The 15,013-nt window shown below is 65.9% G+C and carries 15 protein-coding genes; 8 read left to right on the plus strand and 7 right to left on the minus strand.

Going from position 1 to position 15,013, the window contains the following annotated elements; genetic code table 11:
• Positions 1 to 11 precede the first annotated feature (11 nt).
• Genes Q7O19_RS02370 through Q7O19_RS02380 form a run of 3 tightly spaced genes read right to left on the minus strand, consistent with a single transcriptional unit; the run spans position 12 to position 1,672 of the window.
• Positions 12 to 926 carry a hypothetical protein gene (locus Q7O19_RS02370; RefSeq protein ID WP_303808417.1) on the minus strand — a complete coding sequence of 305 codons (915 nt, stop codon included), beginning with the start codon at positions 924 to 926 and terminating at the stop codon, positions 12 to 14.
• Positions 923 to 1,102, minus strand: a complete 180-nt coding sequence (locus Q7O19_RS02375; protein ID WP_303808418.1) for a hypothetical protein — start codon at positions 1,100 to 1,102, stop codon at positions 923 to 925. The genes Q7O19_RS02370 and Q7O19_RS02375 overlap by 4 nt, the downstream gene beginning before the upstream one ends.
• Positions 1,103 to 1,120: 18 nt before the next feature.
• On the minus strand, positions 1,121 to 1,672 hold the full coding sequence (locus Q7O19_RS02380; RefSeq protein WP_303808419.1) for an ABC transporter ATP-binding protein: 552 nt from the start codon (positions 1,670 to 1,672) through the stop codon (positions 1,121 to 1,123).
• Positions 1,673 to 1,804: 132 nt separating this feature from the next.
• On the opposite strand from Q7O19_RS02380, the gene Q7O19_RS02385 reads away from it, so the two are divergent.
• Together Q7O19_RS02385 and Q7O19_RS02390 are read left to right on the plus strand one after the other, a co-directional pair.
• Entirely contained in the window at positions 1,805 to 3,019 is a 1,215-nt protein-coding gene (locus tag Q7O19_RS02385; protein ID WP_303808420.1) for a parallel beta-helix domain-containing protein, read from the plus strand.
• Entirely contained in the window at positions 3,016 to 4,068 is a 1,053-nt protein-coding gene (locus Q7O19_RS02390) for an SO2930 family diheme c-type cytochrome (protein ID WP_303808422.1), read from the plus strand. The genes Q7O19_RS02385 and Q7O19_RS02390 overlap by 4 nt, the downstream gene beginning before the upstream one ends.
• Here Q7O19_RS02390 and Q7O19_RS02395 read toward each other — a convergent pair.
• Positions 4,019 to 5,260, minus strand: a complete 1,242-nt coding sequence (locus Q7O19_RS02395) for an MFS transporter (RefSeq protein ID WP_303808423.1) — start codon at positions 5,258 to 5,260, stop codon at positions 4,019 to 4,021. The genes Q7O19_RS02390 and Q7O19_RS02395 overlap by 50 nt on opposite strands.
• Before the next feature lie 93 nt (positions 5,261 to 5,353).
• Between Q7O19_RS02395 and Q7O19_RS02400 the strand changes: the two genes are divergently transcribed.
• The 6 genes from Q7O19_RS02400 (at position 5,354) to Q7O19_RS02425 (ending at position 12,580) form a co-directional block, all read left to right on the plus strand.
• Positions 5,354 to 5,899, plus strand: coding sequence for a J domain-containing protein (locus tag Q7O19_RS02400; RefSeq protein WP_303808424.1), 546 nt, complete (start codon positions 5,354 to 5,356; stop codon positions 5,897 to 5,899).
• Positions 5,900 to 5,969: 70 nt separating this feature from the next.
• A complete protein-coding gene (locus tag Q7O19_RS02405; protein WP_303808425.1) occupies positions 5,970 to 7,190 on the plus strand; it encodes a peroxiredoxin in 1,221 nt (406 codons plus the stop codon).
• Between the two features lie 89 nt (positions 7,191 to 7,279).
• Positions 7,280 to 7,942 (plus strand): ribulose-phosphate 3-epimerase, encoded by a 663-nt coding sequence (gene rpe / locus Q7O19_RS02410; protein WP_022680925.1) that lies wholly within the window; start codon positions 7,280 to 7,282, stop codon positions 7,940 to 7,942.
• Positions 7,942 to 9,699, plus strand: a complete 1,758-nt coding sequence (locus Q7O19_RS02415; RefSeq protein ID WP_303808427.1) for a heparinase II/III family protein — start codon at positions 7,942 to 7,944, stop codon at positions 9,697 to 9,699. Before rpe ends, Q7O19_RS02415 begins: the two co-directional genes overlap by 1 nt.
• Positions 9,700 to 9,756: 57 nt before the next feature.
• Positions 9,757 to 11,343, plus strand: coding sequence for a bifunctional phosphoribosylaminoimidazolecarboxamide formyltransferase/IMP cyclohydrolase (purH, locus tag Q7O19_RS02420; RefSeq protein ID WP_303808429.1), 1,587 nt, complete (start codon positions 9,757 to 9,759; stop codon positions 11,341 to 11,343).
• A gap of 88 nt (positions 11,344 to 11,431) precedes the next feature.
• The gene (locus Q7O19_RS02425; RefSeq protein ID WP_303808430.1) at positions 11,432 to 12,580 is read left to right on the plus strand and encodes a serine hydrolase; all 1,149 of its coding nucleotides are present in this window, start codon (positions 11,432 to 11,434) and stop codon (positions 12,578 to 12,580) included.
• A gap of 2 nt (positions 12,581 to 12,582) precedes the next feature.
• Here the strand turns inward: Q7O19_RS02425 and Q7O19_RS02430 are convergent, their stop codons facing one another.
• The 3 genes from Q7O19_RS02430 to hisG are packed head-to-tail and all read right to left on the minus strand — an operon-like array spanning position 12,583 to position 14,970.
• A complete protein-coding gene (locus Q7O19_RS02430; RefSeq protein WP_303808431.1) occupies positions 12,583 to 13,029 on the minus strand; it encodes a hypothetical protein in 447 nt (148 codons plus the stop codon).
• Positions 13,026 to 14,324: a histidinol dehydrogenase gene (hisD, locus tag Q7O19_RS02435; protein WP_303808432.1), complete on the minus strand. Its 1,299-nt coding sequence runs from the start codon at positions 14,322 to 14,324 to the stop codon at positions 13,026 to 13,028. The genes Q7O19_RS02430 and hisD overlap by 4 nt, the downstream gene beginning before the upstream one ends.
• Positions 14,308 to 14,970 (minus strand): ATP phosphoribosyltransferase, encoded by a 663-nt coding sequence (hisG, locus tag Q7O19_RS02440; protein WP_303808433.1) that lies wholly within the window; start codon positions 14,968 to 14,970, stop codon positions 14,308 to 14,310. The genes hisD and hisG overlap by 17 nt, the downstream gene beginning before the upstream one ends.
• Positions 14,971 to 15,013: the final 43 nt, after the last annotated feature.

The raw sequence follows: 15,013 nt of genomic DNA on the forward strand, positions 1-15,013 counted from the left end.
TGCTGGCCGATCTAAGAGATGAGTTCGGGATCGCGGCCGAGCAATTTCAACTCTTTGCCGAACAGCACGGCCGTGGCGCTACCGCCAAAGCGCACTGCCCGGCTGCGGCGCGGCACATGGGGGGCCGCGGTGGGATCGGCCGGCGCTGCCTCCATCCGGCTCGCAGCCAGCCACGCCGAACATTGCGATGCCGCCAGCGCCAGCCCCAGCACCGTGATCAGCGGCAAGGGCTGGCCGAACACGGCCTGCGCCGGCCAGTCGAACGGCGCCGGCGGACGCTGCGAGAAGAAGGCAAGTTGGGCATCGAACCACTTGGGCGCAAAATTGGGCGCCTGGCCCAGCGCAAACACCGCCGCTGCCAAGCCAACGCCGGCCACCTGCGCCACCAGCTTCGCCAGCTTGGGACCGAGCAGCCGATCCAGCAGCGTGGCGATGGTGAGCGCCAGTGCGGTCGCCACAAGCGCCACGGACACCACCACCAATGGGCCGGCAACCCAGGTGACACGGCCAAAAGCCTCGGAAAACAAGAGGAAGGGCGCTGTCAGCAGCAGGAACGGCAGCGCCACCACCGCCTGCACGCCCGCCACCCGGGCCGCCACCACCCGAGCCACCGGCAGCGGCGCGGTGAGCAGCAATTCCAGCTCGCCGCGATCCCGGCCCAGCCGCAGCACATGGGCATAGGCGGAACTGACCATCACCAGCATCATGCCCAGCAGCACCGCGCCGACCGAACCGAGCGCGGCCAGCGGCAGATACGCGCCGCCCCGCACACGCCACGCCATCACCGCACCGCCAACAATCGGCAACAGCGCCAGCAGCAGCATGGCGATGATGCGGCCCCAGCGCCCTTCGCGGCCGCGCGCCTTCACCCGCACATCGTGCAGCACCAGCCACGGCAGGCTGCCCGGCCGCGCCAGCGCAATCATGCCGGCACGTCTTCCTGTGCCAGCTCAAGGAACAATTGTTCCAGCGTGGTGCCTTCAGCCCGGCCGGCGGAAAGCTCGGCCATGCTGCCTTCCGCCACCAGCTTGCCGGCGCGGATGATGCCGATGCGCTGGGCAATGCGTTCCGCCACTTCCAATGTGTGCGTGGTCAGGATCACGGTGCCGCCCGCCGCGACCTATTCAAGCAATATGTCCTTCACCGAACGCGCCGCGGCGGCATCAAGCCCGGTGAGCGGTTCATCAAGGATGAGCAGGCGTGGTTCGTGGATGAGCGCGCCAGCCAGCGCCAGTTTCTGCTTCATGCCGCGCGAAAAGCCTTCGCAGCGGCTGTCGCGTTTGTCCCAAAGGGTCAGGCGCTTCAACAAGGCTTCGGCGCGCGGTTCGGCGTCAGCAGCCGACACGTTCCACAGGCCGGCGATGAAGGCCAGATACTCGATGGGTGTCAGCTTGTCGTACAGCAAGGGCTCGTCGGGCAGCCAGGCGATCAGGCGCTTGGCAGCAATCGGATCGGCCAGCGCATCCACCCCGAACACGCTGATATCCCCGGCGTCAGGGCGGGCGAGGCCCGTAACCATCCTGAGCGTTGTCGTCTTGCCGGCGCCATTGGGGCCCAGCAGCGCATAGATCTGCCCGGCCGGCACGACGAGATCTAGGCCATTCACCGCCAGAAAGCCGTCAAAGGCCTTGGCCAGGCCGTGGATCTGTAGGGCAGGAATCAGAGCGTGCATGGGCGCATCGATAACAAACCCCCGACGCCAATGCGATAAATGGGCGTTAACCGGACGAATTCAGGGGTTGAGTGGCACTGCAGAAGGGCGGAAAGTCATGCCCAAGAATAGGAACCGGGGAAGGATCACCACATGCGCATGGCGCTTCTGATTGCACTCTTGGCCAGTTCATCGCTGGCGCAGGCGAAGATGATCCACGTCGGGCCGGGCGGCAACGCCCAGGAAAAGTTGCAAACCGCGCTGATCGAAGCCCAGCCGGGTGACACGGTGCATATCGCGGCCGGGCGTTATGCGCTCGCCGATGGTCTGTCGCTCGATGTCGATGGCGTCACCGTCAAGGGCGACGGGCCGGACAAGACCATCCTTGACTTCACCGCCCAGAAAGTCGCCGGCGAAGGCCTGCTGATCACCTCGGACAATGTTGTGGTGCGCGATCTGGGAATCGAGAATGCCGCCGGCAACGGGGTGAAATCCAAGGGCAGCGACGGCATCGCGCTGGTCAACCTGCGGGTGGAATGGACCGGCGGGCCGAAATCCACCAACGGCGCCTATGGCCTGTATCCGGTCAGTTCCAAGAACGTGCTGATCGACCGGTCGGTGGTGAAGGGCGCTTCGGATGCCGGCATCTATGTGGGCCAGTCGCAGAACATCATCGTGCGGAACAGCTGGGCCGAAATGAACGTCGCCGGGATCGAGATCGAGAACAGCTATGACGCCGATGTGGTGGGCAACACGGCCACCAACAATGCCGGCGGCATATTGGTGTTCGATCTGCCCGATCTGCCGCAGCAGGGCGGTCGCAACGTGCGGCTGACAAACAACCAAGTGATCGACAACAATCATGTGAACTTTGCTGCGCCCGGCAATATCGTGGCAGGCGTGCCATCGGGCACCGGCATCATGGTGATGGCCAACGCCAATGTGATGGTGTCGGGCAATCATGTGATGGGCAATAACGGCAGCGCCGTGATGGTGGTCGCCTACACCCAGGCCTTCACCGACAAGGCCTATAATCCGCTACCGCGCGCCGTCGCCATCGCCGGCAATCATTTCATGAACAACGGCAAATCCCCCAGCTTTGCCGGCGGCAAGGAAATTGCTGCGGCTATGGGCGGCACGCTGCCGCCGGTGATGTGGGATGGTGTCACCCGCTATACTGTGCCGGGCGGCGGTGAAAAATCCGCCGACGGCCGCATCGCCAGTGATGCGCCGGGCATCACGCTCAATCTTGGCCTGCAAGGCACGTCGCCAGCCCAGGCCAGGCCGGCTCCGCTGACCCTGACCAAGCTGGCCGCTGATCGCCCGGCGATCGTGTTGCCGGCCGCCCTGGAGGCGCGCGCCAAATGAGACGAATCGGGGCGGCGCTGCTGTTGCTGGGGGCGGCGCCTGCGCCCGGCGTGCGCAGCGATCTGTTGATGGCCACCGACGCACCGAAGCTGGCCGATTACGGCATGTTCGATGCTGCTGGACGGCCCGCACCGGGGGTGCAGTCCTATACGCTCAACACGCCGCTGTTTTCCGACGGCGCGGAGAAATATCGCTTTGCCTGGTTGCCGCCTGGCACCAACGCCGAATATCGCCCCTCCGGCGCGCTGGCCTTTCCAGTGGGCACGGTGCTGGTCAAACGCTTTGCCTTCCCGGCTGATCTGCGCCAGCCGATGCAGAACGTCCGCCCCATCGAGACGCGCCTGTTGATACGCCGCCCTGCCGGCTGGGTGGCGTTGAGCTATGTTGAACAGGACGGCGGCGCCGTGTTGAAGCGCGCCGGCATGAAAGTGCCCGTGGAGTTCATCGACAAGGCGGGCCGCGCGCAGGCCATCGATTATGCCGTGCCCAACCAGAACCAGTGCAAGACCTGCCACCAGGACGGCGAAGCCATCACCCCGATCGGCCCAACGGCGGGCAATCTGAATGGCAGCCTCAATGGCAGAGGATCGAACCAGTTGATGACGTGGTCCACATCAGGCCGGCTGACCGGGCTGCCTGCCGGTGCGTGGCCAAGGCTGGCAAAGTGGGATGATGCAGCTGAACCGCTCGACGCCCGCGCCCGCGCCTATCTGGCGGTGAACTGCGGCCACTGCCACAGCCCGGGCGGCTTTGCCTCCAATAGCGGACTGTATCTGGTACCCGAAGAAACCATACCGGCGCATCTGGGCGTGATGAAGCGGCCGGTGGCGGCCGGGCGCGGTTCGGGTGGCCACGAATTTTCGATCCTGCCCGGCCAGCCCGACAAATCCATCATGCTGCACCGCATGATCGCATCCGAACCCGGCATCATGATGCCCCAATTTGGTCGCGCACTGGCCCATGAAGAGGGGAACGCGCTGATCCGGACGTGGATTGCCGCTATGCCCGCTCCAACTGCGCCAACGCTGGCAACAACAGCAACACCGTAAGCCCGGCCAGCATCAGCACCAGGGGCACGCCCAGTCCAGCGCTCACAGCTGCCCCGGCTCCCAGCACGGCCGCAACCTGGAACAGGCTGTTGATGATGTTGTTGGCGGCAATGGCACTGGCCCTGGAGCCGGCGTCGCCCGCGGTTTGCAGCACGGCATAGAGCGGCACCGAAAAGACACCACCGGCCAGCGCCAGCACGGTGAGATCAATCAACACGCGCGAACCGGCGACGACGGAAAAGAAGCTGGCGACATCCTTGGGCGCCGCACCCACTGCGCCGATGGCAAACCACAGATCAACGCCGGCCAGCGCCATGGCCAGCCCGGCAGCCCCGCAAAGGCGGGTGGAGATGCGGCCCTTCAGCCAGCGTCCCACCGCCACCGAACCGGCGGCGATGCCCACTGAAAATGCCGCCAGAAACAGGGTGGCGACGCTTTGCGTGGCACCCATGTCATTCCTAGCCAGCGGCACGAACTGGCTGGTGTAAACCGCACCCAGCGCCCAGAACCACGAAATCGCCAGCGTGGCGATCAACAGCCGGCGATTGGCAAAGGCATGGCCCAGCGCGGCGTGAGCGCTGCTGATGGGGTTCCAGTTCAGGCGGCGACCCGCTTCCGGGGGCGCCGGCGGGATGAAGCGCGACGCCAGCCAGCCCAAGCCGGCAATGACCAGCGTGATCGGCCCCACCGCCTGTGTTGCCAGCAGCCCGCCCGCGACTTGGCCCAGCAAGATGGCCACAAAGGTGGCGCCTTCCACCAGGCCGGTGCCGGCAAGCAGCTCTTGTGGCTTCAGATGCTGGGGCAGAATGGCATATTTGACGGGGCCGAATATCGTGGAATGGCATCCCATGAGGAACACCACGGCCAGCGCCAGCGGCAGCGACCCAATTGCCAGCGCCGCCCAGCCCAATGCCATGAAGGCGATTTCGGAAAGCTTTACCAGCCGTGTAATCCCGGCCTTGTCACGCGCATCGGCGGCGGAACCGGCAATGCCGGAAAACAGGAGGAAGGGCGCGATGAACAGCCCGGCCGCTGTGGAGGCCAACAACGCCGCCTGTTTGGGATCAGCCGCCGCCACATCATAGGCAACGATGAACACCAGCGCGGTGCGGAACAGATTGTCGTTGAAGGCGCCCAGGAACTGGGTGGCAAACAGGGGGCCGAAGCGCCGCGTGGTCAACAGGGCCAACATCTGGCGCGAGCCATGCCCGTTTGTGCCGCAGCCGTCCAGACTCGCAAAGGCGGCCGGCATGGCATAGAAGGGGCGTTGAGGAGACGCGGGCACGTGCCAAAACAGCGGCGCAACGATGATTGGGGCTTCCCGCGCTGGCGGGATTATGGCGCTGAACGCGCCGCCACCACCGTGCGCCTGTGCGATCGCGACGGGTGCACCAACGTGGGTGACCGCCCTGCCCCCAAGGCGCCCAACAGCCCGGAACGCTGGATGTTCTGCCAGGAACATGCCGCCAAATATAACGCCGGCTGGGATTATTTCCGCGGCCTGACGCCAGAAGAAGCCGCCACCCGCGCGGCCTCGGAAGACCGGCAGCGCAATTATCGCCGCGCCAGCCACTGGGAATGGGGCGGCGAAGGCGATGGCAGCCGCAGCCGCGCTGAACTTGATGCGCTGAGGGTACTGGGACTGGATGCCGACGCCAGCGCCGATGCAGTCAAGGCCGCATGGCGTACGGCGGCCAAGGCCAGCCACCCCGACGTGGCCGGCACCAGCCCTGAGGTGGCCGAGCGGTTCCGCGCCGTGCAGGCGGCATGGGCGGTGCTGCAGGCTGCAGATGCAGCGCGCGCCCAAGCCGCCGAACGCGATGCACGTTAGAAAGCCCAGCTTTGGCAAGGACAAGAAAAGCCGGCTTGAACGATAACCGGCAATCGCGTTTTGGGGGATCATGATGACCAAATTTCGCACCCTGTTCACCGCCGGCCTGATCGCCAGCCTGACTGCTGCCCCGGCTCTTGCAGTTGGCCTTTATGGCCAATGGCGCGTCAGCTTTGACGCCCACCCCGGTGGGCCGTTGCCGTTCACGCTGGATGTGCGCGAAGGCAAGACCGGCCCGCAAGCGTGGCTGGTCAACGCGCCGGAACGGCTGAAGGTTGAGCAGGTGCAGGTGACGGGGGACAGCATCACGCTGATCTTCCCCAGCTACAACAGCAAGCTTGAGCTGAAAGCGGCCGGAAATGGCACGCTGGCCGGGACTGCGACCGTGCTGCGCGCCACGGGTATGGTCACGCTGGCTGCCCGGGCCCAGCGCGGCAGCTGGCGCTTCACGCCAACCGCGGTGAAGCCGGCCGGCAACGTGACAGGCCGCTGGAACCTGACCGATGGCGATAACAAGGTGAAGGGCTTGGTGTTGCTGAAGCAAGTGGGTTCCCAGGTATCGGGCACGGTGCAGCTGCCTACAGGCGACATGCGCTATCTGTCGGGCGAACTGAACGGCACCCAGCTCAAGCTTTCCACTTTCGATGGCAGCTTCACCAGCCTGTGGCAGGGCACGCTGGCCGGCGACACGCTGAAGGGCGCATCGTTTGCGGCCACCAGCCGGCCGGCCGGCAATCCGTGGGAAGCGAAGAAGGAACGCCAAGCGACGATGAATGCCGTGCTCGTCGAGGCACCCGGCGGTGAGCGGCTGTCGTTCCGCCTGCCTACCCCGGAAGGCCAGATGATCAGCCTGAACGACGCCCGCTACAAGGGCAAGGTGGTGGTGATCACGCTGGGCGGTGCCTGGTGCCCCAATTGCCACGACGAAGCCATTTTCATGGGCCCCTACGCGGCGCGCCGGCAAAAGGAAGGCCTGGAAATGATCGGCCTGCAGTTCGAGTATGGCACCGATCAGGCCCGTGCGATGCGCCAGATCACCAGCTTCAAGACCCGCTACAAGCTGCCCTACCCGATGGTCTATGGCGGCCAACCCAACGCCGAAGACACCAAGAAGGTGCTGGGCGATCTGGCGCCGGTAAAGGTGTGGCCGAGCACGATCTTCATCGGCCGCGATGGCCGAGTGAAGGAAGTGCACGTGGGTTGGGCCGGGCCGGCAACGGGCGCGCTGAGCGAGAAGGTGAAGCGCGAATTCGACGAGACGGTGAAGAAGCTGCTCAAGCAGAAGGCCTGAGACAGGCCGACGCGAACCATCCACAGTCGGTTGCAGCGGGTGGTGGCCAGCCACTACCGCAGCCGCAAAGCCCCTGCTAGATAACGGGCATGACCCTTCCCGTTCGCATCGCACCATCGATCCTGTCGGCGGATTTCGCCCGCTTGGGTGAAGAGGTGCGCGCGATCAGCGCCGCCGGGGCGGACTGGATCCATGTCGACGTGATGGACGGGCATTTCGTGCCCAATATCACCATTGGCCCGGCCGTGGTGAAGGCGCTGCGCCCGCACAGCGATCTGCCATTCGACGTGCACCTGATGATCAGCCCGGTTGATCTGTATCTGGAAGCCTTTGCCGAAGCCGGCGCCGATATCCTCACCGTCCACCCCGAATCCGGTCCGCACCTGCATCGCACCATCCAGCGCATCAAGGCGCTGGGGAAAAAGGCTGGCGTATCGCTCAATCCGGCCAGCCCGGTGGAACTGGTCGCCGAAGTGCTGGGCGATATCGACCTTATCCTGGTGATGAGCGTGAACCCCGGTTTCGGCGGGCAGAGCTTCATCACCAGCCAGCTGAAGAAGATCGAACGGCTGCGGCGGATGATCGACGACAGCGGGCGCCAGATCCATCTGGAAGTGGATGGCGGCGTGGATGCCGGCAATGCCGCCACCGTGATTGCCGCCGGGGCCGATGTGCTGGTCGCCGGCACCGCCAGCTTCAAGGGCGGCGCAGCGCAGTATGCCGCTAATATCGCGGCCTTGAAGGGGCATTGATGGCAAAACCGCCCCAATCTCCCACGGCTCAGCCCGAACTTGAAGATGAGGATGGCAGCCTGCGCCGTGGCAGCGGTGATCGCGGCCTGTCGCTATTGGAAAAACTGGCTGCGGGGCTCACGTCGCGGCTCTATGCCTCGCCGCTGCACAGCTTTCGCCTGCGCGGCCGCTTTCCGCTGAAACTGCTGGCTGCACCGGCCGATCCGGTGCCCGGCGACCCCCATATCGGTGAGCGCATCATCGCCGGCCGCCTGATCCACGCCGGCCATACGCAGATGACGCGGGACATCAGTTTCCGCGAAGCCGGCCCGCCGCCGGATTGGCTGGAATGGGCGCATGGCTGGGAATGGCTGCGCGATCTGGCGATCCTGCCCGATCGCGAGGCAGCGCGGCGCGCGGCGGAGAATCTGGTCGAACGCTGGTTGGCCAGCATGGGCGAATATGATGCGCTGGGCTGGCGCGCCGATCTGGCTGGCACACGGCTGCTGATGGCACTGGGCCATGCGCCGCTGATCCTGTCATCATCGAACCAGATCTATCGTTCGGCGGTGCTGTCGGCGATGGCGACCTGGGCCCGACACCTTGATCGCGCCGCCCGGCGTGGCACCGAAGGCCTGGCGCAGGCCAAGGCGCTTTGCGGGCTTTATGCTGCTGGCACACTGATCCCCGGCGGCGACGTGCGCACCAGTGCGGCGCTGGCTGGGCTCAACCAGTTGCTGCCGGCGCTGGTGCTGCCCGACGGCGGCATCGCCAGCCGCGCGCCGATTGATGGCCTGACGCTGGCCGATCTGTTGATCTTTACCGCCGGCGCGCCAGAAGCACTGGGCAACCGCGCGCCGCCGGTATTTGCCGATACACTGGCCCGGCTCGCCCCGGCGCTGCGCGGGCTCATGCTGGGCGATGGCCAGATCGGTGCTTGGCATGGCGGCGCAGTGATCGGCGCCGATGCCCTTGACCGGCTTTCGCGCAAGGCAGCAACCGGCACCGAGATCCGCCGCGGCGGCCGCTGGAGCGGCTATCACCGGCTGTCGGCCGGGCGCAGCGTGGTGGTGATCGATGCCGGGCCGCCGCCATCGGCGCGCCTTTCCAACTGCGGCCACGCCGGAACCCTCGCCTTTGAGATGAGCGACGGCCCCGACCGGTTGATCAGCAATTGCGGCGGCGTACGCGGTCTGCAGACGCCCCTGGCGCCCGCGCTGGCATCAGGCCTGTCCACCACCGCCGCCCATTCGACTCTGGTGATTGCCGACACCAATAGCACCCGCATCCGCGACGATGGCACGCTGGCCGCCGGGGTGGAGGAAGTGACGCTGGCCCTGCGCAGCGGCGCCGAAGGCCAGCTGATCGAGACCAGCCACAATGGTTATGCCAAACGCTTCGGCATGCTGGTGCGCCGGCGCCTGTTCCTCACTGCCGATGGCAATGAACTGGCCGGCGAGGATCTGATCGAAGCGGCGCCTGCCGGCCTGCTGCGCCGCCGTGCCGAGCGCAATTTCGATGTGCGCTTCCACCTCGGCCCCGGCGTTTCGGCGACGCCCACCGCTGATGGCATGGGCGCCTTGCTGAAGACGCCTGCGGGCCGCATCTGGGCGTTCAAGGTACGGCTGGAAAGCGGCGCTGGCCGGCTGGCCATCGAACCATCGGTGTGGGTTGATGGGGCCGGCACCATCCAGCGCACCCAGCAGCTGGTGGTTTCCGGCGGCACCCAAAAAATTGCCGCCGATGTGCATTGGAGCCTGAAGCGGGCTGGCAAATAGCAAGCTGAGGCGCTAGGCGGGCGCGAATTCGTCCACCGCTCCGGAAAGCCGCTCCCCATGACCGATCTCGTTCCCATTCGCCGTGCCCTGCTTTCGGTGTCAGACAAGGCCGGGTTGGAACCTTTGGCCGCCGCCCTGGTGGCGCGCGGTGTGGAGCTGGTCTCCACCGGTGGCACGGCGACGGCACTGCGGGCGCTCGGCCACGCGGTGAAGGATGTCGCCGAACTGACCGACAGCCCCGAAATGATGGACGGCCGCGTGAAGACGCTGCACCCGCGCGTGCACGGCGGCCTACTGGCGCTGCGCGATAACGCCGACCATCTGCAGGCGATGACCGATAATGGCATCGGCGCCATCGATCTGGCCGTGATCAACCTTTACCCATTTGCTGCCACCGTGGCCAAGGGCGCATCGCGCGACGAGATCATCGAGAATATCGATATCGGCGGCCCCGCCATGGTCCGCTCCTCCGCCAAGAACCATGATTTCGTCGCCATCCTGACCAGCCCCGACCAGTATGACGACTTCATCGCCGCGCTGGACGTGAACGACGGCGCCACCCCGCTGGCTCTGCGCCGCCGCCTCGCCGCCGCAGCCTTTGGCCACACCGCCGCCTATGATTCCGCCGTCGCCAGCTGGTTCGCCTTTGCCGATCAGGGCGAAATGTTCCCGGCCGTGCTGCCCGTCATGCTCACCCGCAAGGAGACCCTGCGTTACGGCGAAAACCCGCACCAGCAGGCCGCGCTCTACCTGCCGCAGGGCCGCAGTTATGGCATTGCCGCGGCGCGCCAGGTGCAGGGCAAGGGACTGAGCTACAACAATCTCAACGATGCCGATGGCGCGCTCGATCTGATTGCCGAATGGCGCGATGCTGGGCCGGCGTGCGCCATCATCAAGCACGCCAATCCGTGCGGTGTCGCCACGGGCACCACGCTGGCCGAGGCCTATGAAAAGGCGTTCCAGTGCGATCCGGTCTCGGCCTTTGGCGGCATCATTGCGGTCAACCAGCCGCTCGACGGCCCGACGGCGGAAGCCATCACTGGCATCTTCACCGAAGTGGTGATCGCGCCGGGCGCTGATGAGGACGCGCTCAAGGTCTTTGCAGGCAAAAAGAATCTGCGCCTGCTGATCGCCGAACTGCCCGATCCGCGCCGGCCCGGCCTAATGCTGAAGCCGATTTCGGGCGGCATGCTGGTGCAGAGCCGGGACAATGGCGCCGTGCTGCGTGCCGGCTGCCAGGTTGTCACCCAGCGTACACCGACCGACGCCGAATGGGTCGGCCTGATGTTTGCCTGGACCGTGGCGCGGCATGTGAAATCCAATGCCATCGTCTATGCCAACGGCGGCGCCACGGCGGGCATAGGCGCTGGCCAGATGAGCCGGCTCGATTCCACCCGGATCGCGGCCCGCAAGGCGATCGACGCCGCTGAAACTGCCGGCTGGCCGCAGGCCCGCACCATCGGTTCGTGCGTGGCGTCAGACGCATTCTTCCCCTTCGCCGACGGCCTGATCGCGGCGGCAGAAGCCGGCGCCACCGCCATCATCCAGCCCGGTGGCTCCATCCGCGACAAGGACGTGATTGCCGCCGCCGACGAGCGCGGGCTGGCGATGGTGTTCACCGGGATGCGCCACTTCCGGCATTGAGGGCGCTTTTAGCCTTCTCCCCTCCCGCTTGCGGGAGGGGCCGTGGGTGGGCATCTTCCCTAAGCTTGGCGGCGAAGGAGAGGCTCCCATGCTCGAACGGATCAAGACGGCACTCGAAACCACGCTTGCCGCAGCCAACGTGCCCGGAGCCGTGGCCGTCGTCGGCAACAGCAGCGGCACATTGGCGGAAGTGGCGGTGGGCACCAAGGGCCCCGGCGGCCTGCAGCTGAGCCAGGATGATCTGTTCCAGATCGCATCGATGACCAAGGCCATCGCCAGCGTCGCCGCCATGCAGCTGGTGGAACAGGGCCGGCTCAACCTTGATGATGATCTAGGCACGTTGCTACCGCAGCTCGCCAATCCGGACGTGCTGGAAGGCTTTGACGACGAGGGCAAACCGGTCACCCGGCCGGCCGCCGGGCCGATCACGCTCAGGCAACTGCTCACCCACACGTCAGGCTTTGGCTATGAATTCATGTCGGCGGAGCTGACCCAGTTTCGCCAGCACAACCCGGCCGCACTGGGCAGCCTGGCCAGCCTGAAGGCGCCGCTACTGGCCGATCCCGGCACGCAGTGGCTCTATGGCATCTCCACCGATTGGGTGGGGCTGGCGGTGGAAGCCGCGTCGGGCATGAAGCTGGGCGACTGGCTGACCCGTCATGTCACCGGGCCGCTGCGCATGAACGACACAACATTCGCTTTCGACGATGCGGTGAAGTCACGGCTAACGCCGCTGCACGTGCGCACCCCCGATGGTGGCCTGATGCCCTTCCCGGTGCATTTCGGCGGCGGGGACAATGCCGAGTTTCAGGGCGCCGGTGGTGGCCTGATCTCCACCGCGCGCGATTATCTGCACTTTTGCCGGATGTTCCTGAACCGGGGCCAGTTGAACGGTGCCCGCATCCTGCGCCCCGAAACCGTCACCGACATGGCCAGCAACCAGGTGATCATGCCGGCCGGCCGGATGGTCAGCAACCTGCCCGGCTTCTCCAGCGATTTCGATCTGTTCCCGATGATGGATTGCGGCTGGGGCCTGGGCTTCCTGATCAACCCGGAACCCGGACCGGATGGCCGCGCTGCAGGCTCGCTGGCCTGGGCCGGCATCGCCAACAGCTATTACTGGATTGATCCCGAATCCGATATCGCCGCCGTGTTGTGCATGCAGCATCTGCCCTTTGGCGAACCGGCCACGGTGGAAGTGCTGCGGGCGTTCGAACGCGCGGTTTACGGCAAATAGGTTCAGGCCAGCAGCAGCGCCAACGGGACTGCCGTGCCAGCCACCAGCATCAACACGGCCGTACGCCGCGTCGCGCGGCTGTTCAGCGCAATGGCCGCGCCCAGCAAGGCGGACAGGGCAAGCGCCGCTGCCAACACCGCAACGAAGATCTTCATCGGCAGCGCAGCGCGCTTGCGGGCCGCCCGCTCGGCCTCCTTGACCGGATCAGCTGGCGCTTTGGCGGCCGCCGGCTGTTTCGACTGTTCGGCGTGCGGCACGGTCTGATCAATATGAACGCTGCCCATCCACGCCATCCACGCCGGCGGCGGCGCCCCATCCCAGCCGCTGGCCTGTTGCAGCCGGAAGGCCTGCAACCCGCCGCTGATGGCAAAGAACAGGATCGCTGGCAGAAAGAACACGCCGATATAAAGATGAAGCTGGCGGATGCGCCGCATTGTTTGAGCGTTCATTTTCTGGTCTCAAGTCGCAGCCGGATCGAGGCAGCGTGGGCAGCGAGGCCTTCCATATCGGCAATGGCAGCGCCTGCCGGGCCGATCGCCGCCAGCCCCTGCGGACCGCAATCGAGAAACGTCGTCCGCTTCATGAAGTCCACCACCGACAGGCCAGAGGCAAAGCGCGCGCGACGACCAGTGGGCAGCACGTGGTTGGGCCCAGCCAGATAATCGCCCGCGGCTTCCGGCGTGTGGCGACCCAGGAAGACCGAGCCAGCGTGGCGCATGCGAGCGAACAGCCATTCGGGATCATCCACCATCAATTCGGCGTGCTCAGGGGCGAGCGCGTCGAGCAACGGCAGGCAAGCGGCGAGATCGGGCACCAGAATGATTGCGCCGAAATCACGCCAGGAGGCGCCGGCCACGGCGGCCGTGGGCAGGGTTTCAAGCTGGCGGGCCACAGCGGCTTCCACGGCATCGGCTTCGGCCGGCGAGGTGGTGATCAGGATGGATTGTGCCACCGGATCATGTTCAGCTTGGGCCAGCAGGTCAGCCGCGATCCAATCCGGGTTGGACTTGCCGTCGGACACGATCACCACTTCGGATGGTCCGGCCACCATGTCGATGCCGACCATGCCGTACAGCTGGCGTTTGGCTTCGGCGACAAAGGCATTGCCGGGGCCGGTGATCACGTCGACCCGCGGGATGTGTGCGGTGCCAAAGGCCAGGGCCGCCACCGCCTGCGCGCCGCCGATACGGAACACACGGCTCACACCGGCCACGCGCGCCGCGGCCAGCACCAGCGGGTTAACCAGGCCATCGGGGGTGGGAGTCACCATTATCAGATCACGCACGCCGGCCACTACGGCGGGAATAGCGTTCATCAGCACCGATGAGGGATAGGCGGCACGCCCACCTGGCACATAAAGGCCAGCCGCGTCGACCGGCGACCAGCGCACGCCGGTGCGCACGCCGGCATCGTCCACCGCGTCATTGCCTTGCGGTTTCTGGCGTTCGTGGAAGGCACGGATGCGGGCGGCGGCGAGATCAAGGGCAGCGCGCAACTCTGGGGCCAAACTCGCCAGCGCAGCATCCAGATCGGCGCCGGGAATCCCCCAGCCGGCAGCATTCAGATCGACGCGATCAAACTTGGCGGTGAGTTCGGCCACAGCGGCATCGCCGCGCGCTTTCACGCCCGAGATGATGGCGGCAACGGTGGCCGACACATCGGCGGCATCGTCGCGCTTGGCATCAACCAGCGCGGCGAAAGCAGGGGCAAAACCAGCATCGCTTGCGTCAAGCCGTTGCGGCATCGGATTTTTCCGTCAGTTCCCGCATGGCATCGATGATGGCGACGACACGGCTATCCGTCTTGAAGGCGGCGCGGTTGGCGATCAGGCGGCTGGTGATGTTGGCGATCACTTCCACTTCTACCAGGCCATTTTCGGCCAGCGTCTTGCCGGTGGAAACTAGATCGACGATGCGGCTGGACAGGCCAACCAGCGGCGCCAGCTCCATCGCACCGTTCAGCTTGATCACCTCGGCCTGCAGGCCACGCGCCGCGAAGTGCCGGCGGGTGAGGCCGGGATATTTGGTCGCCACCCGCACGTGCGAAAGGCGCGACAAATCGGGATCAAGCGCCGCCGGCTGCGCCACGCTGAGCCGGCAATGACCGATCCCGAGATCGACGGGCGCGTAGATTTCGGAAAGATCGAACTCCATCAGCACATCATTGCCGGCAATGCCCAGCTGCGCCGCGCCAAAGGCCACAAACGTCGCCACATCGAAACTGCGCACCCGGATCACCCGCACATCGTCGCGGGAGGTGGCAAAGGTCAGCTTGCGGCTGTTTTCGTCGGTGAAATCCGCTTCCGGCACGATGCCGATGCGCGCCAACAGCGGCAGCGCCTCCTTCAGGATGCGGCCCTTGGGGAGCGCGATGATCAGCGGCGTGGTCATGATGCGGTGCGGCATAGCGCGGATGGCAGCGAAATGCCAACGC

The organism is Sandarakinorhabdus limnophila DSM 17366 (assembly GCF_945882885.1).
Classification (GTDB): Bacteria; Pseudomonadota; Alphaproteobacteria; order Sphingomonadales; family Sphingomonadaceae; genus Sandarakinorhabdus; species Sandarakinorhabdus limnophila_A.